The organism is Acidobacteriota bacterium (assembly GCA_028874215.1).
In the GTDB taxonomy this organism is placed as follows: Bacteria; Acidobacteriota; UBA6911; order RPQK01; family JAJDTT01; genus JAJDTT01.
This window is the reverse complement of record JAPPLF010000069.1, coordinates 1-23,064: the sequence shown is the minus strand read 5'-3', so window position 1 is coordinate 23,064 and position 23,064 is coordinate 1. Positions and strand designations below refer to the sequence as shown.

Sequence of the window (23,064 nt, the reverse complement as noted above, 5' to 3'; positions counted from 1 at the left end):
GACTCTCGCCACGGGCTAACGAAGCAGGTCTTCGAGTTGGACCGACCCCTCGGTCTTCAAATCCCGGTACTTGACGATCACCGGAGCATACAGGGACAGGCCGTGTTGCCTCCCGAAGCCTTCGCGGACGGGTCGCGATCCAGGCACCACCACGGCTCCGGATGGAATCTTGAGAGGAGCACCCGGCGCGGACCGGTAGACCGTCTCTTGCACCAGATCGTAGACCGGCGTCGAGCCCGTCAGTATGACTCCCGCGGCCAGGACCGACTCCCGCCCGACGATGGTCCCCTCGTAGACGCCGGTGTTGCCACCCACCAGGGCGTCGTCCTCCACGATCACCGGCAGCGCGCCCACCGGCTCCAGCACGCCGCCGATCTGGCATCCGGCGCTCAGATGGACCCGCTTCCCGATCTGGGCGCAAGATCCGACCAGCGCATGGGAATCGACCATGGTCCCCTCGTCCACGTAGGCGCCGGCGTTGATGTACATGGGAGGCATGCAGGTCACCCCCGCCGCCACATGGCAACCGCGGCGGATCGACGACCCTCCCGGCACGATGCGCACACCCGAGTCAAGCGAGAACCGCTTCAGGGGAAACGTGTCCTTGTCGAAGTAACGAAACCCGTCGTTGATGGAGACGTCGCTGAGAACCCCCATCCGGAACCCGGCGAGTATTCCCTTCTTGACCCAGCCGTTGACTCTCCATTCTCCGTCCACCTTCTCGGCCGCCCGGACCCGTCCCGCATCCAGGTCGTCCAGAAAGGCGTCCAGGGCAACTCGATCCTGGGGAGTGAATTCTTCAGCTTCGAAAAGGCGCTCAATGGCTTGCGACATGGCACAACTCGAGGCGGTCCAGCTCCCGGTCCATCTTCTCCTTGTTCCCCGCGGCCATGGGGCAGAGGGGCAATCGGTAGGATTCGGTCAGGCGGCCCATCCGCGCCAGGGCGTATTTGACCGGGATGGGGTTGGACTCCACAAAATTGAGGTTCATGAGATTGAGATAGCGGTGGTGCAGGGCGCGCGCCTCGGCCAGTTCCCCTTCCCGGACCAGGGCCATCATTCGGGACATCTCCGCCGGGATCACGTTGCTGGCCACGGAGATGACCCCTTCCGCGCCCAGGCAGGCCATGGGAAAGGCCAGGCTGTCATCACCCGAAAAGACCAGGAACCCGTCGGGCCTTCGCCTCAGCAGGTCCATGATCTGATCCAGGTTCCCGCTGGCCTCCTTGACCCCCACGATGTCGTCCACTCCGGCCAGGCGGAGCTGGGTATCCACCGGAATGTTGGTGCCGGTCCGCCCCGGGACGTTGTAGAACACCAAGGGGACGTCCAAGTCACGGACGATTTCGGAAAAATGGCGGAAAATTCCCTCGGGGGTCGGCTTGTTGTAATAGGGAGTCACCGAGAGGATGGCGTCCGCGCCGTCTTCCTGAGCGCCATACGCCAGTTGGCGAGCATAACGGGTATCGTTGGTCCCCGCTCCGGCCACCACCGGAACCGCTCCCGACGCCGTCTCCACGCAGACCTGAATGACATATGCATACTCCTCCTCAGTCAGGGTGACGCTCTCGCCGGTGGTCCCGCAGGGCACCAGAAAGTCGATTCCCGACTCGATCTGCCACTCCACCAACTTGCGGTACGCGTCCACATCCACATCACGATGAGATGTGAAGGGGGTGACCAGGGCGGTTCCACAGCCTTTCAGTTCAATCATTTTGCTCTCCGAAAACGGCATCCTCGAAAGCATGGAAGCCCTGCTTGCCCTGGATCCACCGGCCGGCGAACAGAGCGCCCCGGGCGAAACCGTCGCGGCTGCGCGCCTGGTGCTCCAGCTTGATGGTATCCACCGCCGAGTCGAACCCGGCGACGTGGATCCCGGGGAAAAATCCCGCCCGGACGCTGACGGCGTTCACCGGACGGCCGTAACACTCGCCCAGGATCTTTTCCATGGTGATGGCGGTGCCGGACGGCGCGTCCAGCTTCTGGACGTGATGGGTCTCCACCAGGTAGGGATCGTATTCCTCGAACCTGGAGAACATCTCGCCGGCGCGGCGGGTCAGTTGAAAGAAGATCTGCACTCCGAGGCTGAAGTTGCCCGCCCAGACACAGGCGCCGCCGCCCTGGACCACCGTGTCCCGGACTTTATCGATCTGGTCATACCAGCCGGTCGTGCCCACAACGATGGGAATTCCGCTACGGACCGCATTCGCCACGTTCATGGGAACGATGTGCGGAGTCGAGAAGTCCATGAGGACATCGGTTCGGGCGATCCAATCGCCTGAGAAACCCGCCTCCAACGGATTCTCGTCGATGTCCATCCAGTAGACGACCTCGTCGCCCGCCTCCCGGGCGGCCGCCTCCACCGCCCTTCCCATCTTTCCGTAGCCGATCAACGTGATGTTCATGTCCACCCCGGACATCTTCTCTAACGGCAAAGGGCCCCGGAACCGCGAACCGTTTTTACCGTACGGGCTCGAACAACTCCGGGTCCGGCTGTCGGAAGAACTCGTCGTGGAGCAGCCGGACGGCCTCCTCCATTGTCTCCTCCGCAACCAGAAATGTCATGTTGATGCGCGACGCTCCCTGGGAGATCATCTGCACGTTGATCCCTTCCAGAGCCCCGAAGATCCGGGCCGCAATCCCGGGGGTCTCCTTCACCTCTTCTCCCACGGTGCAGATGATGGCCGTGTCGGGCGCGACCCGGACCTCGCCGAACTCCGCCAGGTCGCTGCAGATCGCCTCCAGTTCCTGAGAGGAATCGACGGTCAGGGAGACGTTGACCTCGGATGTGGCCACCACGTCCACCACCGTTTCGTGGGCCTCGAACACCTCGAAGATCCGGCGCAGGAAGCCATAGGAGAGCAGCATCTGGGTGGACAGGATGTTGACGATGGTGATGCCCCGTTTGCAGGCGATGGACTTGATGGGACTGGAAGAGGAGACGGGGGCCGCGGAAATGAAGGTTCCCGACTGGTCGATCTGCCTGGAGTTGCAGACATGCACGGGGATGTCCCGGTCGATGGCCGGCACCAGCGTGCTGGGATGGAGCACCTTGGCCCCGAAATAGGCCAGCTCGGCTGCTTCCGCGAAGGAGATGGCCCGAATCTTGTAGACGTCCGGAACGATTCGGGGGTCGGCGGTGAGGACGCCCGGAACGTCGGTCCAGATCTGGATATCTTCCGCATCCAGCGCGGCGCCGATCAGGGAGGCCGTGTAATCGGACCCTCCCCGCCCGATGGTGGTCGTGACCCCATCGACCGTGGAGCCGATGAATCCCGGCGCGACGATCACCTTGCCCTCCCGCAACCGGGGCAGAAGCTGTTGCCGGACGCAACTCCGGGTGAGTTCCTGCAAAACGGAAGCCCTGGTGAATTGGCCGTCGGTCCGGATCAGATCCCGCGAGTCCACCAGCTCGGCGGAAATTCCATTCTCCCGCAACACTTCGGAGAAAATCAGCGTGCTCAAACGTTCGCCGAAAGAGGCGACACGGTCCATGCTCCGGGGACTGGTCTCGCCCAGCAGATAGAGTCCCTGGACGATGTCGGTCATCTCCTGGAAAAGCCCGGACAGCGACCCTTCCACACTCTTCCAGCGGCGGCCCGAAAGGAGCTCGCGAGCCACCCCCAGGTGCAGGTCCCTCAGGCCGTCCCGTATCGACCAGGCCCTGTCGATATCCCCGGACGAGGCACTTCGAGCCATCTCCAGCAGTCCGTTGGTGGTCTTCCCCATGGCGGACAAGACCACGACCTCGCCCCGGGGCAGTTGGCGGCGAATGACCTGGACGGCTCGCGTCACCGCGTCCGTGTCCTGAACTGAGGTCCCACCGAATTTGAGTACGATCACGCCTTCATCTCACGCAATTTCAAGAATCCGTAATATACCCCGAATCCCTCACGGGAGAACCAACGAAGACTGCGTGGGAATCGTCAGGGAAAGAAGGGAACGAGCACTCGGAAGGCAAAAAAAAGTGTCCCAAGTGATATTCGCAAGCTGCACTGCCTCGAAAGGCGCGCTACTCCGACCCGAGTGGGGCCAGTTTCCGCGCCCCCAAGTGGAGCATCCGCCGCCGCGTTCAACCAAGCCCCCGAAGGAACCTGCCCTTGCCCCTGGCGACTTCCACTCCTCTCCAAGGGGGCCGTCCTTCTTTGATGGTCCCCCGGTAACACCGGCTGACCTCAATATCGAAGCGACCTGCCGCCCTGGAGCCGCACCCCCGATAGCAGCGTCTGAACACCCGCCTTCGCCGCCCTCGCCCGAAGACTCCGGCAGACCCGGCGGGCCTCTTCGGCGCTCACCCCTCAACCGGCCGAAACCGGCGAGGAACTCGCCCGCCCGCCACTGGCCGCCTCCCCTTTTCCAGGACCGAAATCCCGGAGCCGGATCGGCTACCCGCGACCGGCGCCGCCTCGGGGCCAACTTGCGTCTACCCCTTGGGACAAGGAAAATTCTACGCCTTTCTCAGGTCTGCGCAACAAGAAAATTCACCAGGAAATTGGGCCATTTTCTTGTGGATTTCGGCAGCATAATCCTATCCACAATTGCAACTTCACTTATGGCCCCACAGCCACAATTTATCCACACCTTGTCCACATACTCTTGAAATCACCCGAAAAACAGCTCCCTCGAAGTTTTTTCGGCAGCGTCTTTATAAAACGAATTTATACCGATTTGGCTGTTTTCAAAACCGAATTTTTCTTCGTGGACCCCTGACAAAAATTGACAATTCCACCTCCGGACACCCGAAATGGAGTCCACGAAAAATTGCGAATTCGAAATCGCCGGGCGGGGGCAGGCATCGTCAATCCGTGCGTACGGTACGTGGCCCCGTGTCCTGGAGCAAAGGCGCACCGTGGAAGGACGACCGAATCGAATCGTCTCGGGAGGACAGACGGGAGTCGACCGGGCCGCGCTGGACGTGGCCCTGGAGCTATCGCTCGGTTGCGGCGGATGGTGCCCGAAGGGCCGCCGAGCCGAGGACGGTCCTCTCGATAACCGCTATCCGCTCCGGGAGACGCCCCTCCGGCGATACGGCCAGAGAACCGATTGGAATGTTCGGGATTCGAACGGGACGCTCATCCTTTTCCGAACTCAGGTTGACGGTGGAACGGGGCTCACCTGGGAGCGGGCCCGAAGCCGGGGGCGGCCCTGCCGGCGGGTGGACCTGGACCAGGACCCCCGAACCGCACCGGTCATGAGCTGGATCCGGCGGCACCGGATCCGGATTCTGAACGTGGCGGGTCCCAGGGAGAGCTCCAGCCCTGGCGTCTACGACCGGGCCAAGGCGTTCCTGGTCACGCTCCTGGAGGAAAGATCCGATCGAAATTGACGGACCGGATCTTGCGCCGATCGTCCCGGTCCAGACCGAGAAGCTCCAAGATCCGCGACTGCTGCTCCCAGACCGGACGTTGCCAGCCCCGCGGAAAGAACGAAGAGTCGGTTCCAAACAGAATCCGGTCCGGCCCCAGGATCTCGAGGGCGCGGGCGAAGACCTGCTCCAGGGTCAATCCCGAGTATCGAATCCAGGAATTGGAGCTGGACGTGTCCAGGTGGACATTGGGACAGAGGTCTCCCAGCATGAGGGCCTCGCGGAACATGCCGGCCCCGAAATGAGGGAGGATGAACGGCAGACCTGGATAGGCCAGAGCCAACGGGTGAACGTTCAAGGGATTCGAATACCGGAGGTCGAACCGGGCCGGCAATCCCAGCTTCTTCCTGGCCCCGACCGTCAGCACGCCGCAATGAATGAACAACGCGGTGCCGGGCACGGAGGCCAGCCGCTCGACCAGGCCGATCACCCGCGGGTCCGAGAGTTCGTATCCGTGCATTCCGGGAAACAGGCAGGCGCAGCGGAGCCCCAGCTCCGTGACCGCTCGAGCCGTCCGGTCTGCGGCCGCGGGCCGCGTCGGATCCACCATGAAGAAGCCGACAAAGCGCCCGGGATGCCGGTCCAAGGCTTCCGCCACCGACTCTTCATCTTCCGGGACACTTGCGATGATCGCCGCCCGGCCGACCTGGTGGCGATCCAGCTCCGCAACCCAACGGTCAGCCAACTCCCGGTTGGAACCGGGCGGGTCCCACGCCAGGATTCGGCAGGCATCGGCCACGGGGTCGTCCCCCCGGATCCCTCTCTCTCCAGCCAGCGTCCGGACGAAGTTCCGGGAGAAGAAATGGCAATGCGCGTCATTCGGCTTCATGATTCTCCCCCTTCTCATCCATCAGCCGATCTGAACCAGCACCACCGAGACGTTGTCCAATCCACCCTTGAAGTTGGCGGCTTGCACCAGATGACGGGCCATGGCGCGGACGGATCCGGATCGGCAGACGTCTTCGATCTCATCGTCTGCGACCTGATCGCTCAGACCATCGGTGCAGAGCAGAAAAAGATCTCCGCCTCGGACGTCCACGGCAAGAACATCCGTCTCGACCGGAGGGCTCAGCCCCAGCGCCTGTTCCACGATGTGCTTGTGCGGGTGCCGGCGAGCCTGCTCCTTGGAGAGAAGACCCTTCTGATAGAGCCGGAAAACCGGTGAGTGATCGATCGTCAATTGGTCCAATTTCTGATTCCGGTACCGATAGACACGACTATCGCCCACGTGTCCGATCCAGGCCTCTACCGGCGCCGGTCCGGATAGCAGGAGCGCGCTGAGAGTCGTGCCCATTCCCTGGCGCTCCGGATGGGCCACCTGATCCCGGTAAACCGCCTCGTCCGCCTGGCGGATGGCCTCGCGCAAGGCCGACGCCGGTGACACGACACCTTCCGCCAGGACGCGCCGGAAAACCGTAGCCGCCAGTGCGCTGGCCACTTCTCCGGCGGCATGCCCACCCATCCCGTCGCACACTCCGAACAGATGATTTTCCGGCGACTCGATCAGCGTGTCTTCGTTCACGGGACGCACCCAGCCCACGTGGGTCGCCGCATGGTGCCGGTAGCCGGGAGTCTTCATCTCGGGAACTTTCACGGCAGCGAATTCAGACCGTTGGGGCCGTCCAGCAACCGAAGATGGCATTGGACCAGCCCATAGACGATCAACACCAGCAGAATCCAGGCGCCCACCTTCTTCCAGGGCGGGTGGGTGAGTTGAACCCCGCAGTAGGGACACCACGTGCTGCGCCGGCTGAGCGTGTAGCGGCAACTCGGACAGACCTCCAGGGAATGGCGTTCGGACTTGCGGTCAGATGTCACGACAAATCCTATCCGATGCAAACCCGGGCCCACGCTCCCGCCGGCAGCCGTCCGGGGGTTGTACCGGTACTCGCGGGACTGTCACCGCGAACTGTCAAGGTTCACCCTGCAGGAGCTTCAGGAATTCCTCTTCGGTCAAGACCGGCACCTCCAATTCACGGGCGCGCCGGAGCTTCGACCCCGCATTGGATCCGGCCACCAGGTAGCCGGTTTTCTTGGAAACCGAACTGGTGACTTTACCACCGTTGGCCTTGATCAATTCGGAGATCTCTCTCCGGCTGTGGGACGGCAAGGTCCCGGTCACCACCAGCGTCTTCCCTTTCAAGGCCGTCGGCGCGGCCCTGTCGCCGTCGGCCATCTTCAACTGCAGGCTGGCCGCCCCCAGCCTCTCCACCTGCTCGCGATTCTCATCGACCTGGAAGTAGTCCGCCACACTGCGAGCGATCTCGGGTCCGATGCCGGGAATCTCCATGATCCGCTCCGGGGACGCCTGCATCAAGCGCTCCACATCCCGAAGCTCCCCGGCCAGGAGTGCGGCGGCGGTTTCTCCTACGTGACGAATCCCCAATCCGAAGAGCACCCGGGGGAAAGGCTGCCGGCGGCTGCCCTCGATCCCGGCCAACAGGTTTTCGATGGACTTTTCCTTGAACCCCTCAAGCCCGCTCAGTTGTTCGGCCGTCAGAGAATAGAGATCGGCCGGACCGGCCACCAGTTCCAGTTCCAGCAGCTTGCGGAGGGTCTTCGGACCCAGGCCCCGGATATCCAGCGCCGCCCGGCTGACGAAGTGCTTGAGCGACTCGAACCGCTGGGCGGGGCAGTTTCCGTTGCGGCAGTAGGCCAGGGCCTCGTCCGGATCCTGGACGATGGGAGAGCCGCATTCCGGACATTCGCCGGGATAGGCATAGGGCTCCCCCCGGCCCTCCTCATCCTTGTCCACCGGCCCCACCACCTGGGGAATGACATCTCCCGCCCGCTTGATCAGAACCCGGTCGCCGGGGCGGATGTCCTTCTTCCGGATGTCCTCCTGGTTGTGCAGCGTGGCGGTCCGGATGGTGACTCCGCCCAATTCCACCGGCTCCAGAATCGCGTAGGGATTGAGAGCCCCGGTCCGGCCCACGTTGAGCCTGATCTCGACGAGGCGCGTGGCCGCGACCTGGGAGGCGAACTTGTAGGCGATGGCCCATCTCGGCTCGCGGCTGACGGCGCCCAGACGATCCTGAAGGTCGAGGCGGTCGACCTTGACCACGACGCCGTCGACCTCATAGTCGATGCTGTCGCGCTGCTCTTCCCACGACTGGCAGTATTCGATGACCGACGAAAGGCCGGCATGGGACCGGTGATGAGGATTGACGGGAAACCCCCACCCAATCAACTGTTGGAGAACCTCCCCCTGTGAGGCGAACCCCAGTCCTTCCGTATGGCCCAGGGAGTAGGCGAAAAACGCCAGGGGCCGGGTCGCGGTCACGGCCGGATCGAGCTGGCGCAGGGCCCCGGCCGCCGCGTTTCGAGGGTTGGCGAAGGGGGCCTCTCCTTCCTCCGATCGCTGCCGGTTGACCCGCTCGAACCCCGAAAGCGGAAAATAGATTTCTCCGCGGATCTCGGCAGTGGACGGGTGGGGTTCCTCACGGAGTCGAAGGGGCAGGGATCGGATGGTCCGGAGGTTCGACGTCACGTCCTCTCCCTCCAGACCGTTTCCCCGGGTGGCTCCGTGATGCAGCCGGCCGTTCTGGTAGGTCAATGAGACCGCCACTCCGTCGATCTTGAGCTCGGTCACCAGCCCGATCTCATCCATTTCCAATTGTTTCGTTACCCGGCGGTAGAAGGCTTGCAGTTCGTCTTCGTCGAAGGCGTTGGCCAGACTCAGCATGGGCTCGCGATGAGCCACCTTTCGGAATCGCTCCTGCGGCTCGGCGCCCACTCTTTGGGTGGGGGAATCGGGCGAGACCAGGTCGGGGTGCTCCTTCTCCAGCTCGACCAATTCCCGGTAGAGAAGGTCGAACTCCCGGTCGGAGACGATGGGAGCGTCCAGTACGTGGTACCGATAATTGTGATCCTCGATCTCTTGGCGCAACTGGGCGACGCGCTCGGCGGGGTTCACGAAATTGGACTCCTGGACCAGCGAAATATAGCAGTCCGCACCTATCGCCGCCACGACGACAGCGAGGTTGCGATCCTGGACATAGACGCCGTCGTTTTGACCACCTTTCACACGAACACCGTCGAGAAAGTTCGGTCTCGACGGTGGTCCCGAGAGCTGCCTGGAGACGTACCGGTTCAGTTGTCCACCGGTATCAGCCTGACCGCCAGCCGCGTGCCGGTTGCTTCGGCGTAGCGGCGCAAGGTAGCGAAGGATGGGGAAACGCCACCGCCTTCCAACCTTGCGATGGCGGACTGAGTCGTGCCCAGACGGCCCGCCAGTTCCTCCTGCGTCAGCTTTGCTGCCGTTCGGGCGCGAATCAGCGCCTCGATCACAGCGAACTCATTATCGACCCGCGCATATTCCTCCCGGAATTCACGGTCCTTCATGAGGCGCTTCTTCAACTTCTTCAGTGTCGTCATGGTGTCACCTGCTGCACATCTGCGATCGCGCGGGAAAACCTCTCATGGCGGCGCCGTTTCCTGTATTTAGGCTATCTGCTATGATGCGAGCGAGTCGATGGCCCAGCCGATTGTATGCAAGATCGCCTTTACCGTGACGTTTCCCGTCCGGTACGAACGGCGGGGTCACGTCTCCGCCCGCCAGATGCATTCTCTTGCCACCCATCAGCTCTCCAACCTGGAAATCATCCAGACCATCGACCACCTCTTCGAGTGTCCCACCTGCCTGGACGCGTACCGGTTCATCCGCACGGCGGTTCTACAGGACTGCAAATAGACCATTGCCGGCGTACCGGAGCGTTGGTTTCCTAACCGCCGATTCCTGAGTTGCAAGGGAACAGCAGAAGAGCCGGGCGATTGGAAATCGCCCTTCCATCGGGAGCGGAACCAGGGTTGGCGTGTCCTGTCGGGACTTGTAAGGAGGGGAGATTATCCCTGATCCCGCTCCCTGCAATGTTTGATGCCGCTGCACCGAAAAAGGTTTTAAGAAATTTTCCCGGGCCGGGCGCGGACCCCCTCTGACCACGCGAAAGATCATGTAGGATGAGCCCCGCAATGCGCGTCGAAAAGGAGTTTTCGTCCCGTCGGACCTGGGCCCGGTCCGTCGTCCTGATCTCGCTCATTGGGCCGCTGGCGGGGCCGGGTTGCGCCAAGGTGGGAGATCCGCTCCCCCCGCTCTCCCAACCGCCTCCCACCATTCGAACCCTGACGCTGGTCCAGGTGGACGATCGCGTTCAACTGCACTTTCCCCTGGCGTCCAGTGAGACGGACCAGATCCGAATCCATCGCTCGTGTCCCGGCGAAAACACAACCCTGGAGCCGGTCCTGACCCTTTACAGGCGTCAGCTTCGGAGACGGGATGACGGCTCCGGGTACCGGATGGAGCTGGAACTGCCCGGGGACGCAACCTCGTGCGGCTATTTCCTTCGCTTCGCGGACCTGGACGGCCTCGTTTCTCCCCCGTCCAATCTGGTGCGAACGGCCTCCGTCAAAGCGGCAGCGGCGCCCCGGAATCTCCGCTGCGAAGTCAACTCGAACCACCTGCGGCTGGAGTGGGACCGGCCCGAGTCCAATCATGACGGGAGCCGTCCCGCCAACGTCGTCGGATACCTGGTCAATTCCCGGTATCGCGTTGCCACCGAAGTGTTTCGGGACCCGGAATTCCGCTTCGGCCATCCCAAGCGCTACAGCGTCCAGGCCGTCAGCCACGATGCCGATCCTTTGATTCTGAGCCGGGCCAGTGATACTTTGACCATCGTCCCCGCGGACTCGTTCGCCCCGGGGACTCCCCAGAATGTCACGGCGGTCTACTGGGAAAGTGAGGTTCGAGTCTACTGGGACCCGAACCGCGAGGCGGACCTGGCAGGCTACTTCGTGTACAGGGAATTGGAAGGCGGAACGGTCCGCAAGATTTCGCCTCTGTTGCAAGATCGAATGTTCACGGACACCACGGTCAGGAAAGGCGAGACCTATCGGTACCGGGTCTCCGCCGTGGACAAGTCAGACAACGAAAGCCCGCCCTCGCCGGAGGCCAGCATCGCCGTCCGAAACTGAGGGGAAGGAGGTCTCATGAAATTTTTCCTCGACACCGCCAACCTGGAAGAGATCCGCAGGGGAGTCGAACTCGGCCTGGTCGACGGGGTCACCACGAATCCCAGCCTGATCGCCAAGGAAGGGCGGGATCTTGAGGAGTTGGCCCTGGAGATCTGCGAACTCGTGGACGGACCCGTCAATCTGGAAGTCGTCTCCACCGACGCCAGAGGCATGATCGAAGAGGCGCGTCATCTCTCCAGCCTCCACAAGAACGTCTACGTCAAGCTGCCCATGATCCGCGAAGGTCTCAAGGCGCTCAACGTCGTCTCCCAGGAAGGCATTTCGGTCAACGTCACGCTGATCTTCAGTCCAGGCCAGGCGCTGCTGGCGGCCAAGAACGGAGCGGCCATCGTGAGCCCGTTCATCGGCAGGCTCGACGATATCTCCCAGGAAGGAATGGGGCTCATCTCCGAAATCCTGCTCATGTACGAGAACTACGACTTCGACACGGAGGTCCTGGTGGCCTCGGTTCGAAACCCGGTCCACGTGGTGGAGGCGGCCAAGATGGGCGCCGAAATCGCCACGCTGCCGGCCAAGGTGCTGGAGCAACTGATGAAGCACCCCCTGACGGACATTGGCCTGGAAAAGTTCCTGGCCGACTGGAACCGGCGAAAGGTCCTGGCCTGAAACGCCGCGGCAGGGGAGAGGCCTCCGGTACCGGCTTCCGCCATGGACACCCGGGAACAGTTTGAAGAGCTGAGACGCCGAAACCGGGAGGCCGAAAAGGGTCACGACGCGGCTCGAATCCAACGCCAGCACGATGCGGGAAAGCTGACCGCCCGGGAACGGCTCGCCCTCCTGCTGGACGAGGGCTCGTTCCAGGAGCTGGACAAGTTCGTCGTCCATCGCTGCACCGATTTCTCCATGGACCAGCGCCGGATCCCCGGCGACGGCGTGATCACCGGGCATGGGCGGATCGACGGCCGCCTCGTCTACGTCTTTTCTCAGGATTTCACCGTCTTCGGCGGCAGCCTGTCCGAGACCTACGCGGCCAAGATCTGCAAGATCATGGATCTGGCCATGAAGATGGGGGCGCCGGTCATCGGCCTGAACGACAGCGGCGGCGCCCGGATCCAGGAGGGCGTCGTCAGTCTGGCGGGTTACGCCGAGATCTTCCTCCGCAACACGTTGGCCAGCGGCGTCGTTCCGCAGATTTCCGCCATCCTGGGTCCCTGTGCGGGCGGCGCCGTCTATTCTCCCGCCATCACCGACTTCATCTTCATGGTGAACAAGACCAGCTACATGTTCATCACCGGGCCCGACGTGATCCGCGCGGTGACTCACGAAGAGGTGTCCAAATCGGAGTTGGGGGGAGCGACGGCCCACAACAACGTGAGCGGCGTGGCCCACTTCGCCAGTCCCACGGAGGAGGAGTGCCTGGCCCAGGTACGGGAGTTGATCTCCTTCCTCCCCTCCAACAACGTCGACGACCCTCCTCATGTCCGGACGTCGGACCCGGCCGACCGGACCTCGGAGGAGCTGAATCACCTGATCCCGGCCGAACCGAACCAGGCCTACGACATCAAGGACCTCATTCAGACCGTGGTGGACGACCGCTACTTCTTCGAAGTCCACGCCGGCTTCGCCCCCAACATCGTCGTGGGTTTCGCTCGCTTCGACGGGCGTCCCGTCGGCGTCGTGGCCAATCAGCCCGCCGTTCTGGCCGGAACCCTGGACATCGATTCGTCGGTCAAGGGAGCCCGGTTCGTCCGTTTCTGCGATGCCTTCAACCTGCCGCTGGTGGTTTTCGAGGACGTGCCGGGGTTTCTGCCGGGCGTGGACCAGGAGCATGGGGGGATCATCCGCCACGGCGCCAAGCTGCTGTACGCGTTCGCGGAAGCCACCGTGCCCAAGATCACCGTCATCACCCGGAAAGCTTACGGCGGCGCCTACTGCGTCATGGCGTCCAAGCAGATCCGGGCCGACCTGAACTTCGCCTATCCCACCGCCGAGATCGCCGTCATGGGTCCGGAAGGGGCTGTCGAGATCCTGTTCCGGCGGGAGCTCCGGGACGAATCGCAGCCGCAAGACTTCAAGGCTCGAAAAACCAGCGAATTTCGAAACAAGTTCGCCAATCCCTACGTGGCCGCCGAGCGGGGCTACGTGGACGAGATCATCGAGCCCAGCCAGACCCGTCCCAAGCTGATCCGGGCCCTGGAGATGAGCGCCAACAAGCGCGACACCAATCCGCCCAGGAAGCACGGCAACATCCCTCTCTGACTTGCCAGCCATGTTCAAGAAGGTGCTGATCGCCAACCGGGGTGAGATCGCGGTGCGAATCCTGCGAACCTGCCGGGACCTGGGGCTTCCGGCGGCCGTCGTCTACTCGGAGGCGGATCTCGACTCGCTCCATGTCCGATTGGCGGACGAGGCCCACTTCATCGGAGGGGCCCGGGCCGACCAAAGCTACCTTTCGGTGGAAAAGGTGCTGGCCGCGGCCAAGGCGGCCGGGGCCGACGCCATCCATCCCGGCTACGGGTTCCTCTCGGAAAACGCGCGCTTCGCAAGCGCGTGCGAGGACGCCGGCCTGGTCTTCATCGGACCCTCGGTATCGTCCCTGCGCCTCATGGGAGACAAGATCGCCAGCCGCCGGATCGCGGAGGAGGTCGAGGTCCCGGTGATTCCCGGAACGCCGGACCCGGTTCGATCTCCGGAAGAGGCGGTCCGGGCGGCCCGCCGGATCGGTTTTCCCATCATGGTCAAGGCCAGCGGAGGTGGCGGCGGCAAGGGACTCCGGGTGGTTTTACGCGAGGAGGACCTGGAGGCGGCCCTGAGCATCGCCGGCAGCGAGGCTCATGCGTCATTCCAGGATTCCCGGGTGTTCCTGGAGAAGTACCTCCAGCAGCCGCGTCACGTGGAGGTGCAGGTCCTGGGGGACCGGAACGGAGACCTGATCCATCTGGGAGAGAGAGAGTGCTCAACCCAGCGCCGGCACCAGAAGCTGGTCGAGGAGGCCCCTTCGCCGGTGGTAACGCCCGATTTGAGGGCCGAGCTGGGGAGGGCCGCCGTGGCCGTCGCCCGCGCCTCCGGATACTACAACGCCGGGACCGTGGAATTCCTGGTGGAAAAGGATCGTGAGTATGGCTGGCGCTTCTACTTTCTGGAGATGAACACGCGCCTGCAGGTCGAACATCCGGTGACCGAATTGGTGACCGGCATCGATCTGGTCCGGGAACAACTGCGAATCGCGGCCGGAGAACCGTTGGGATGGAAGCAGGAGGACGTTCGAATGCGAGGACACGCACTCGAATGCCGCATCTACGCCGAGGATCCCGACAACGACTTCCTTCCGGCGCCCGGCCGGATCCGAGACCTGCTGGAACCGGGCGGTCCCGGAGTCCGATTGGATTCCGGCGTCTACGCGGGGGTTGAGGTTCCCGTCCACTACGACCCTCTGATCAGCAAGCTGGTCACCTACGGCCCGGACCGCCGGGAAGCTCTGCGCCGAATGAAGCGGGCCCTGGACGAATACCGGATCGCCGGCGTGACCACCACCATCCCCTTCTTCAGATCCCTGATGGAGAACCCCGGCTTCGTTGCGGGAGAACTGAATACGGGGCTGGTGGACGAGTTGATGGCCCTCCCCGGCCACCAGGAACAAGCCCAAGACCCTGCCGTGCCTCTGGCGGCCGCCGCCATTCACCGAATGCTGGAAGAGGGGGAGAAGAAGGCTCCCACAGCCGTTCCGGGCAGCGCCTGGAAGACTCGGGGACCCTTTTCCGGCCTGCAAGGGGGTTGGTCTCGGACGTGAAGCTGGATCTTCAATATCAGGAACAATCGTTCCAGGCCGAAATCGACCGGGCCGGGACCGGAGGGGTCCCTGAATTCAGGATCCGGCTTCGGGGACCCGGTGAATACTCCCGAACATTGACGGCTCGGCTCCTGGGCCGAACCGCGGCAGGTTGGCTCCTTGAATTGGACGGACGGATTCAGGAAGTCTCCTCGTGGCGGGATGGAGGAGAGATCCTCATCTCCTGGCTGGGCCGGACCGCCCGGGTCGAGGCCCTGGATCCGAGGGACCGGCTTCGGCGCCGCGGCTCCACCACCGGCCAGGCGGGCGATTCGACGCTGAGGGCCAAGATGCCGGGCAAGGTGATCCGGATCCTGCGCCAGCCGAAGGACCGGGTCGAGGCCGGCGAGGGGCTGGTGGTGATCGAGGCCATGAAGATGCAGAACCAGATCGGCGCTCCGGGCGCCGGGACGATTCAGGCTTGCCACGTCCGCGAAGGCACGAGCGTCACCACGGGTGATCTCCTCTTCGAACTGAAGCTGGACGATCCCAGTTGACCGACCCCTCCTCGATCGCCGACAGGATCTCGCCCACCAGGTAGAAGGATCCGGCCACCACCGTCGTCGCTCCCGCCTCCAGAACCCGCCTCAGCGCAAGTACGGGATCCGGGACTGCGCGGCCGCGGGGACAGACCTCCTTCAGCCGCTGAGGAGCTGCCGCCCTCGCCGACTGGAACGATGTGAAGACAATCCGTTCGAACAACGGAGCCAGGAGCCCGAGCACGACCTCGATGTCCTTGTCCCGCATGATCCCGAAGACCAGTGATCGGGGCGGCCTGGTGTGGGCTTGGAGAAACGCCGCCAGGTTGGCGACGGCGTCCCGGTTGTGTCCCCCGTCCAGGTAAACCGCCGGACGGCCCTCGATCTTCTGCAGCACTCCCAGGGAACGCGCTTTTTCGACGCCCTCCCGAACGCCGGTCCCGTTGCGAGCGAATCCCAGCCGTTCCAGGATTTCCGATGCCTGGATCGCCACGCCCGCATTCTCGATCTGATGCTTGCCGTGCATTCCCAAACGGTAGTTCGTCCCCCGGAAGGAGAAGGAATACCGGCCCCGCCGTTCCTCCAGGGGACGCAGTGCGGGCAGATCGAGATCGTGAACCACGGCACCCACGTGGGCCGCCCGCTCACCCAAGACCCGTCTCACTTCCTTCCTTTGGGGAGAAAGGAGGACAGGCGTCGCGGGCCGGAGCACTCCCGCCTTCTCGAGGGCAATTTCCTCCACCGTGTTCCCCAACTGCGCCTGGTGATCCAGTCCGACGGGAGTGATGACGGAAAGCCGGGGGTCCACCGCGTTGGTGCTGTCCAGCCGGCCGCCCATGCCCACTTCCAGGATCGCCAGTTCCACCCGGCGGCGGGCGAAGTACCGGAATGCCGTCGCGGTCACCGTCTCGAAATAGGTGGGGTGGAACCGCAGCTCCGCTCGCCGGATGGTCTCCGCCACCCGGCTGAAGCAGGCGGCGAATTCCTGCCGGGAGATCGGTTTCCCGTCCACCACGATCCGCTCCTCCAGCCGCATGACATGGGGCGAAGTGATGACGGCGGTCTTCAAGCCGCAAGAGGACATGATGGACCCCAGAAGCCGGGTGACGGACCCCTTGCCGTTGGTCCCGGCGACCACGACCGAAGGAAATCTGCGATGAGGGTGATCCAACTGTCCCAGCAGGCCTCGAAAGGGCTCCAGGCCGAGACGCATGGTGAGCACCTCGTCCCCCAGCCTCCGGAGATAGGCGAGGCACTCGCTGTAATCCATCTTGTCGACGTCAGTGAGCGGAACGTGCGTCCGGCGGGCGGTCGTCACCGGCTCGGGGCATCGTTCATGAAGACGAGCCAGTCTCCGATGAACGCTCTCAGGTCCTTCCTTCGGACCACCGCATCCAGCATGCCATGCTCCAGGAGGAATTCGCTCCTTTGGAAACCCTCGGGCAGCCGCTGCCGGATGGTCTGCTCGATGACCCTGGGGCCGGCGAATCCAATGAGAGCCTTGGGCTCAGCCAGATTCAGGTCTCCCAGCATGGCGAAACTCGCGGTGACGCCCCCGGTCGTGGGATCCGTCAGGAGCGAGATGTAGGGAAGGCCCTCCCGGTCCAAGAGGGAGAGGGCGGAACTGATCTTGGCCATCTGCATCAGCGAGAGCACCCCTTCCATCATGCGTGCGCCGCCGCTGGCGGAAACGATGATCAGTGGGATTTTCCGCTCCAGGGAGCGCTCCACCGCCAAGGTGATCTTCTCACCGACGACCGATCCCATGGATCCGCCGATGAAGCTGTATTCCATGGCGGCGCACACGACCCGATGGCCATGCAGGGAGCCCTCCGCGCAGATGACCGCCTCGTTGAGGCCGGTCGAGCGGCGGGACGCCTCGATCCGGTCGCGGTAGTTCTTCCTGTCCTCGAATTCGAGCGGGTCGGAGGAACGAATCCCGGCAGCGAATTCTTCATATTCGGCATCGTCCAGGAGCAGTTCCAGGCGCTTCCGGGCGCCGATCTTGAAATGGTGGCTGCAGCGGGGGCAGACCAGGAAGTTCTCCGCCAACTCTTTTTTCCAGATGATGCTGCCGCAATCGGGACACTTGGTGAAGACCCCCTCGGTGCGAACGCGGCGGTCTTCTTCCGGCAGCGCCCGAAAAGGCCGCTTTTCCCGCTTGAACCAGGCCATGGCGCCATCATAGCGGAGCGGCGGCATTCCTGTCGCCGGGAGCGGCGGCATCCTGCCGCCGAAGGAGCGGCGGCTTTCTTGCCGCCGCCAAGGGGATTACAGGGGACGGCAGCCCCCCTCTACACTTCCCCCCTCCCACGAAGAAGCCTGCGGGGTGCTAAGGTAGTCGCGCCAGCGGGAACCTCCCCGGATTCGGATGAAGCAACTCGACATGATGGCTCAGTTCGCAGAGTCGGAAGATCGCCGGATCCTGTCCGTTTCGCAGATCGTCTACAAGATCAAGTCCCGATTGGAGACCGGGTTTCGGGACGTCTGGGTCCAGGGTGAGGTCTCCAACCTGCGAATTCCCCCGTCCGGCCACCTCTACTTCACCCTCAAGGACCCGGATGCGCAAATCCCCGCCGTCTGTTTCCGGATGCGGCGCCGCTACCTGAAGTTTCGACCCGAGGACGGCATGGAGCTTCTGGCCCGGGGCTCGATCTCGGTCTATGCCCCCAGGGGGCAGGTCCAACTGATGGTAAGTCACCTGGAGCCTTTGGGCCGCGGCGCGCTCCAGGTCGCCTTCGAGCAACTCAAGGAACGGCTCGCCAAGGAGGGTCTGTTCGACCCCGCCCGCAAGCTGAAGCTTCCGTTGTTTCCCGCCAAGGTCGGGGTGGTGACTTCCCCCAGCGGCGCGGCGGTACGGGACATCCTCCGGGTCCTGCAGGAGCGGAACGACCGGGTCGGCGTCCTGATCTACCCGGCCACGGTCCAGGGACCCACGGCTCCCCCGCAAATCGCCGAAGGCATCCGGGAGCTGGCCCGGCGGGGAGACGTGGACGCCATCATCATCGCGCGCGGCGGCGGCTCGGTGGAAGACCTCTGGGCGTTCAACGACGAGGCTCTGGCCAGAACCATTTTCGAATCTCGTGTCCCGGTGATCTCGGCTGTCGGTCACGAGACCGACTTCACCATCGCCGACTTCGTCGCCGACGTGAGAGCGGCGACCCCGTCGGCCGCGGCCGAAACCGTCTCCGCGGCCCGGGAGGAACTCGCTCAAAGAACGGGACATCTGGAAAAGCGGGCCGTGCAGGCCATGTCGCTGATTCTCCACAAGAAACAGGAACGGCTGCGCATTCTCACCGCCAGCCGCGGGTTCGTGGACGCGGAGACTCGTCTCAAGTTTTTCCTGCAACGCCTGGACGAGCTCCAGGGGAGATTCCGGAAGGCGCTCCCCGCGTTCCTGGCGCCCATCGGTGTCCGGGTGGAGCAATCGAGCACCGCCCTCGAACATCGGATGGACCTGTACCTGAAGGAGTTGAAGCAGGGTCTGGGAGAAACCGCGGGACGCCTTCACGCCTACTCGCCGTTGGCGGTCCTGGAACGGGGCTACGCTATAATCACGACCGGCACCGGACAGGTGGTCCGGGACGCCGCTCAGGTTCTGCACGGCGAACTGGTCAGGGTCCGGACCGGACGCGGCAGCTTCATGGCCAGACGCGAGGACGAAGGTGAAATATAGGGAATTTGAAGGGGCGTTGTCCCGCTTGGAGAAGATCGTCGGAGACTTGGAGAAGGGAGACCTCTCTTTGGAAGAGGCTCTGAAGCTCTTTGAGGAGGGGGTCCGGGTATCCCGTTACTGCGCGCGTGTCTTGAAGGAGGCGGAGCGCAAAGTGGAAATCCTGACCAGGAACGAGGAGGGGGAGCTGGAATCGGGTCCCTTCCAACTCTCCGGGCAGGAAGAGGAGTGATGAAACCCCCGGCGGCGGCCCATGCGGACTCGGCGGAGGTGAGGAGTTATCTCCGTCTCCAGCAGCGGCGGGTCGACGCCAGGTTGGAGAGCGTGATGCCGCCTGCGGACACCTATCCCGGGATCGTCCACGAGGCCATGCGCTACAGCCTCTTCGCCGGGGGCAAACGGGTTCGACCCGCGCTCGCCCTGGCGACGGCGGAAGCCCTGGACGGGGACGAAGAGACCTCGTTGCAACTGGCCTGCGCCCTGGAGCTGATCCACACCTACTCCCTGATTCACGACGACCTTCCCGCCATGGACGACGACGACTACCGGCGGGGGTTGCCGACGTCCCACAGGAAATTCGGGGAGGGCATCGCAATTCTGGCCGGGAACGGCCTGATGACCCTGGCCTTCCAGCTCCTGGCGGAGATGCCGGGAAAAGCGGTTCCGGATTCCGTAAAGCTCCAGGTCATCACTCACCTGTGCCGCGCCATCGGCACCTCCAACGGCCTCATCGGCGGCCAGGTCATGGATTTGCTCTCACAGGGCAAGGCCTATACCGAAAAGGAGGTCCGGTACATTCACTCCTGCAAGACGGGAGCCCTGATCGAGGCCTCCGTCTCGACCGCCGCCCTCCTCTGCATGGCCCCCGGAAGCGCCCGTCAAAGGTTGAGCGCCTACGCCCGGCAGGTCGGCCTCTGTTTCCAGATCGTGGACGATCTCCTGGACGTGGAAGGCTCCCAAAGCGAATTGGGCAAGGGTTCGCAGAAGGATGCCCTGTTGGAGAAGGCCACCTATCCCGCCCTGCTGGGGGTCCGCAGGAGCCATGAGATTGCGGACCGGCTGGTGCGGCACGCGACGCGCGAAGTCTCCTTCCTGGGCTCCAGGGCCCGGATGCTCATGGGAATCGCGGCCTTCATCTCCAGCCGGCGCTATTGACGGCGAAACGGGACAGCTCCACGTTTCCAGCCGGACCTCCAAACGCATGACGAAAAAGATCCGCCTCGACGAACTGCTCGTGTCCGAAAGGATGGCGGCCGATGTCAGAACCGCCGGCGCCCTGGTCCTGAGCGGCCGGGTTTTCCTGGGTGGGCAACGCCTGGACAAACCGGGAACGCTCGTGGCGGCAGGAGAACGGATACGGCTACGAAATGAACCGCCCCGTTACGTGTCCCGGGGCGGTTTCAAGTTGGAGGCCGCTCTGGCCGCGCTCCGGATCCAGGTTCGAAACCGGGTCTGCCTGGACCTGGGAGCGTCAACCGGGGGTTTTACCGACTGCCTGCTCCAGCACGGAGCCCGGGAGGTGTTCGCCCTGGACGTGGGCAAGGGTCAACTCGACTGGAAATTGAGGCAGGACCCCCGGGTGTTGGTCCTGGAAGGAATCAATGCTCGACTCCTGTCCCCCGGCCACCTGCCCCGGCCGCCGGAACTGGCCACCGCAGACCTGTCCTTCATCTCACTCCGCCTCATTCTCCCCCGCTTGGAACTGTTCCCCGAACTGGAGCTCCTGCTACTGGTCAAACCCCAGTTCGAAGCCTTCCAGGGCGAAGTCGAGGCGGGAGGGGTGATCCGGAATCCGGAGAAACGGCGGGAGATCCTGAACCGCTTCAAAGAGTTCGTCTCTTCCTCCGAATTCCAACTGCAGGCGGAGTTTCACTCGCCGGTCCACGGGCGGAAGGGGAATCGGGAGACCTTCTTCCATCTCAGCCGGCGCCCGGATTGAATTCGGCGACGATCCGCAGGAGGCCGTCCAGATACCGGCTCAGCCGGGTCACGTTGGCCTCGAATTCCCTGCGGAATCCCAGGATTCCCGTCTCCGCCGTGTCGGAAACGACTTTGGGAGCCACGGCGGGCACTCCATGGCTCCGGGCCACCTCCAGCACGGCGGCACTCTCCATGTCGCAGATGGAAGCCCCCCGGCTCCGGTGCAACCGCTCACGATCCTGCTTCTTGATGACCGGAATTCGGACCGTGACGCCGGTACCGGAGATTCGCACCCCGTGCTTCCTGAGGAAGGCCACCAATGCCGGATCCGATTCGAAGCATTCTCCAGTCTGCAGACACCAGCGCCTCGGGAAAACGACGTCGCCCATCTTCAACCGGGGATCCAGTTGCCCGGCGGTGCCGGTAAAGACCAGGATCGAGGGGCTCCGAGTGCGGAGATAGGACTCAAGAGCAGTTCGCGTTCTGTTCATTCCCAGGCCGGTCACCAAGTGAGTGCACCTGGTCTCCAGCCGCTCCCGGAGGATCTTCGACTCCTTCTTCATGGCACAGGCAACGACGCAAACTCTCATGTCCTTATCGTTCCCTCCATCGGCCCGGTCATCCGGGGAATCGCGGCGGCGTTCCTAATATAATCGCAACGCCAGGATCGCAGACGTCCGGAGATCATGCCATGACCGAATCTGAGTTGATCCGTTGGATTCGGAATCAGAAACAGGAGCAGCCTCCCTTTGTCCTCAAAGGGGTGGGAGACGACTGCGCCGTTTTCGATCCCGGGCTGCAGTCCCGGCTGGTGGTGAGCACCGACGTCCTGGTGGAAGGCGTCCACTTCCGGCGGCGATGGATGCATCCCTACTTCCTGGGCCGGAAGTCACTGCTGGTCAATCTGAGCGATCTGGCCGCCATGGGCGCCATGCCGTCCGCCTGTCTCCTCACCCTGACGCTTCCTCCCGACCTGACCGGCGGCTTCTTTCGCTCGTATATGGAGGGATTTCTAGAGGAGGCGCGGCGATGGAAGGCGCCCCTCGTGGGAGGAGACCTTTCCCGGGGATCCTGCGTCCACGCCGGCGTCACCATCTGGGGCCACCTGGAAACGGGAGATCCCGTGTACCGTTCCACGGCCAACGAGGGCGACGCCGTCGTTCTGGTGGGGGACGTGGGCCTCTCCGCGGCCGGATTGAATCTCCTGAAGCGCGAGGATCCCACCGAACTGGCAGCCATACGGACGGAGGAGGACCTGGCCGCCTGGGCGGGCGATTCCTTCCGGTGGCGCTGTCTGAAAGCCCATTTTCTTCCCACCCCGCAGATCCAGGCAGGAGACTGGCTTCGCCGCCACGGTTTTGCCAGCGCCATGATCGACGTGAGCGACGGATTGCGCATCGACCTCCAACGCCTGTCCGGGGACAGCGGCCTGTGCTTCGAGGCTGGTTCCCGGATCCCGCTTGAACCCGGGTTGACCGCCCACATCTCCAAGGAGGCCGCTCTGACCGGAGGGGAGGACTATGCTCTCCTGGCCGCGATTTCCGGCGAGCGGTTGGAACGCCTGCGAACCGTGTATCCGCCGCACCTTCCCGGGTGGCGGCGAATCGGAACCCTGCGCCAACCGGACGCGGACGGAGGCGCCGAGGAGGATTCGTCCAATGGCTTCGACCACTTCGCCTAGCAGTCCGTGGTGAAAGTCCCGCGAGCACCGAGACCGTTCCTGCGCCCGCCGGACAAGGCGCGATTCGGGTGCATACCGGGAGTATGTGCCCTAATCGCAACGCAGTCCGCCGGGATGCAGGGACGGTCGAATGCCGTGACGACTTTT

The 23,064-nt window shown here is 63.6% G+C and carries 24 protein-coding genes; 12 read left to right on the top strand and 12 right to left on the bottom strand.

Going from position 1 to position 23,064, the window contains the following annotated elements:
• Positions 1-15: 15 nt before the first annotated feature.
• Genes OXT71_14040 through lysC form a run of 4 tightly spaced genes read right to left on the bottom strand, consistent with a single transcriptional unit; the run spans position 16 to position 3,843 of the window.
• Positions 16-834, bottom strand: coding sequence for a 2,3,4,5-tetrahydropyridine-2,6-dicarboxylate N-succinyltransferase (locus tag OXT71_14040; GenBank protein MDE2927513.1), 819 nt, complete (start codon positions 832-834; stop codon positions 16-18).
• Positions 818-1,714 (bottom strand): 4-hydroxy-tetrahydrodipicolinate synthase, encoded by an 897-nt coding sequence (dapA, locus tag OXT71_14035; GenBank protein MDE2927512.1) that lies wholly within the window; start codon positions 1,712-1,714, stop codon positions 818-820. The genes OXT71_14040 and dapA overlap by 17 nt, the downstream gene beginning before the upstream one ends.
• Positions 1,707-2,405: a dihydrodipicolinate reductase gene (locus OXT71_14030; protein ID MDE2927511.1), complete on the bottom strand. Its 699-nt coding sequence runs from the start codon at positions 2,403-2,405 to the stop codon at positions 1,707-1,709. The genes dapA and OXT71_14030 overlap by 8 nt, the downstream gene beginning before the upstream one ends.
• A 55-nt stretch (positions 2,406-2,460) precedes the next feature.
• Positions 2,461-3,843, bottom strand: coding sequence for a lysine-sensitive aspartokinase 3 (lysC, locus tag OXT71_14025; GenBank protein ID MDE2927510.1), 1,383 nt, complete (start codon positions 3,841-3,843; stop codon positions 2,461-2,463).
• Positions 3,844-4,849: 1,006 nt separating this feature from the next.
• Here lysC and OXT71_14020 point away from each other — a divergent pair.
• On the top strand, positions 4,850-5,326 hold the full coding sequence (locus OXT71_14020) for a putative molybdenum carrier protein (GenBank protein ID MDE2927509.1): 477 nt from the start codon (positions 4,850-4,852) through the stop codon (positions 5,324-5,326).
• On the opposite strand, the gene OXT71_14015 is transcribed toward OXT71_14020, so the two are convergent.
• The 5 genes from OXT71_14015 to OXT71_13995 all read right to left on the bottom strand — a co-directional run bounded on the left by OXT71_14015 (position 5,292) and on the right by OXT71_13995 (position 9,742).
• Positions 5,292-6,194 (bottom strand): amidohydrolase family protein, encoded by a 903-nt coding sequence (locus OXT71_14015; protein ID MDE2927508.1) that lies wholly within the window; start codon positions 6,192-6,194, stop codon positions 5,292-5,294. The two genes, OXT71_14020 and OXT71_14015, sit on opposite strands and share 35 nt — an antisense overlap.
• A 21-nt stretch (positions 6,195-6,215) precedes the next feature.
• Positions 6,216-6,944 (bottom strand): protein phosphatase 2C domain-containing protein, encoded by a 729-nt coding sequence (locus tag OXT71_14010; protein ID MDE2927507.1) that lies wholly within the window; start codon positions 6,942-6,944, stop codon positions 6,216-6,218.
• Between the two features lie 11 nt (positions 6,945-6,955).
• A complete protein-coding gene (locus tag OXT71_14005; protein ID MDE2927506.1) occupies positions 6,956-7,183 on the bottom strand; it encodes a hypothetical protein in 228 nt (75 codons plus the stop codon).
• Positions 7,184-7,277: 94 nt separating this feature from the next.
• Complete coding sequence (gene ligA / locus OXT71_14000; GenBank protein MDE2927505.1) at positions 7,278-9,392, bottom strand: NAD-dependent DNA ligase LigA; 2,115 nt, start codon at positions 9,390-9,392, stop codon at positions 7,278-7,280.
• A 65-nt stretch (positions 9,393-9,457) separates the two neighbouring features.
• Positions 9,458-9,742, bottom strand: coding sequence for a helix-turn-helix transcriptional regulator (locus OXT71_13995; GenBank protein ID MDE2927504.1), 285 nt, complete (start codon positions 9,740-9,742; stop codon positions 9,458-9,460).
• 97 nt (positions 9,743-9,839) lie between these two features.
• Between OXT71_13995 and OXT71_13990 the strand changes: the two genes are divergently transcribed.
• The 6 genes from OXT71_13990 to OXT71_13965 all read left to right on the top strand — a co-directional run bounded on the left by OXT71_13990 (position 9,840) and on the right by OXT71_13965 (position 15,661).
• A complete protein-coding gene (locus OXT71_13990; protein MDE2927503.1) occupies positions 9,840-10,058 on the top strand; it encodes a hypothetical protein in 219 nt (72 codons plus the stop codon).
• Positions 10,059-10,336: 278 nt separating this feature from the next.
• Positions 10,337-11,335, top strand: coding sequence for a hypothetical protein (locus OXT71_13985; protein ID MDE2927502.1), 999 nt, complete (start codon positions 10,337-10,339; stop codon positions 11,333-11,335).
• 15 nt (positions 11,336-11,350) lie between these two features.
• Complete coding sequence (gene fsa, locus OXT71_13980) at positions 11,351-12,001, top strand: fructose-6-phosphate aldolase (protein MDE2927501.1); 651 nt, start codon at positions 11,351-11,353, stop codon at positions 11,999-12,001.
• A 42-nt stretch (positions 12,002-12,043) separates the two neighbouring features.
• Positions 12,044-13,594: an acyl-CoA carboxylase subunit beta gene (locus tag OXT71_13975; GenBank protein ID MDE2927500.1), complete on the top strand. Its 1,551-nt coding sequence runs from the start codon at positions 12,044-12,046 to the stop codon at positions 13,592-13,594.
• Between the two features lie 10 nt (positions 13,595-13,604).
• Positions 13,605-15,125, top strand: a complete 1,521-nt coding sequence (gene accC / locus OXT71_13970) for an acetyl-CoA carboxylase biotin carboxylase subunit (GenBank protein MDE2927499.1) — start codon at positions 13,605-13,607, stop codon at positions 15,123-15,125.
• The gene (locus OXT71_13965; protein ID MDE2927498.1) at positions 15,122-15,661 is read left to right on the top strand and encodes a hypothetical protein; all 540 of its coding nucleotides are present in this window, start codon (positions 15,122-15,124) and stop codon (positions 15,659-15,661) included. The genes accC and OXT71_13965 overlap by 4 nt, the downstream gene beginning before the upstream one ends.
• Here OXT71_13965 and OXT71_13960 read toward each other — a convergent pair.
• The gene (locus tag OXT71_13960) at positions 15,612-16,961 is read right to left on the bottom strand and encodes a bifunctional folylpolyglutamate synthase/dihydrofolate synthase (protein MDE2927497.1); all 1,350 of its coding nucleotides are present in this window, start codon (positions 16,959-16,961) and stop codon (positions 15,612-15,614) included. The genes OXT71_13965 and OXT71_13960 overlap by 50 nt on opposite strands.
• Positions 16,958-17,818, bottom strand: coding sequence for an acetyl-CoA carboxylase, carboxyltransferase subunit beta (gene accD, locus OXT71_13955; GenBank protein MDE2927496.1), 861 nt, complete (start codon positions 17,816-17,818; stop codon positions 16,958-16,960). The genes OXT71_13960 and accD overlap by 4 nt, the downstream gene beginning before the upstream one ends.
• Positions 17,819-18,014: 196 nt before the next feature.
• Between accD and xseA the strand changes: the two genes are divergently transcribed.
• The 4 genes from xseA to OXT71_13935 are packed head-to-tail and all read left to right on the top strand — an operon-like array spanning position 18,015 to position 21,255.
• A complete protein-coding gene (xseA, locus tag OXT71_13950) occupies positions 18,015-19,319 on the top strand; it encodes an exodeoxyribonuclease VII large subunit (protein MDE2927495.1) in 1,305 nt (434 codons plus the stop codon).
• Positions 19,309-19,548 carry an exodeoxyribonuclease VII small subunit gene (locus tag OXT71_13945; GenBank protein ID MDE2927494.1) on the top strand — a complete coding sequence of 80 codons (240 nt, stop codon included), beginning with the start codon at positions 19,309-19,311 and terminating at the stop codon, positions 19,546-19,548. Before xseA ends, OXT71_13945 begins: the two co-directional genes overlap by 11 nt.
• Complete coding sequence (locus tag OXT71_13940; GenBank protein ID MDE2927493.1) at positions 19,548-20,471, top strand: polyprenyl synthetase family protein; 924 nt, start codon at positions 19,548-19,550, stop codon at positions 20,469-20,471. Before OXT71_13945 ends, OXT71_13940 begins: the two co-directional genes overlap by 1 nt.
• A 46-nt stretch (positions 20,472-20,517) precedes the next feature.
• Complete coding sequence (locus tag OXT71_13935; protein ID MDE2927492.1) at positions 20,518-21,255, top strand: TlyA family RNA methyltransferase; 738 nt, start codon at positions 20,518-20,520, stop codon at positions 21,253-21,255.
• On the opposite strand, the gene OXT71_13930 is transcribed toward OXT71_13935, so the two are convergent.
• A complete protein-coding gene (locus OXT71_13930) occupies positions 21,236-21,826 on the bottom strand; it encodes a hypothetical protein (GenBank protein MDE2927491.1) in 591 nt (196 codons plus the stop codon). The two genes, OXT71_13935 and OXT71_13930, sit on opposite strands and share 20 nt — an antisense overlap.
• Positions 21,827-21,927: 101 nt before the next feature.
• Here OXT71_13930 and thiL point away from each other — a divergent pair, with 101 nt between their 5' ends.
• The gene (thiL, locus tag OXT71_13925; GenBank protein MDE2927490.1) at positions 21,928-22,917 is read left to right on the top strand and encodes a thiamine-phosphate kinase; all 990 of its coding nucleotides are present in this window, start codon (positions 21,928-21,930) and stop codon (positions 22,915-22,917) included.
• Positions 22,918-23,064: the final 147 nt, after the last annotated feature.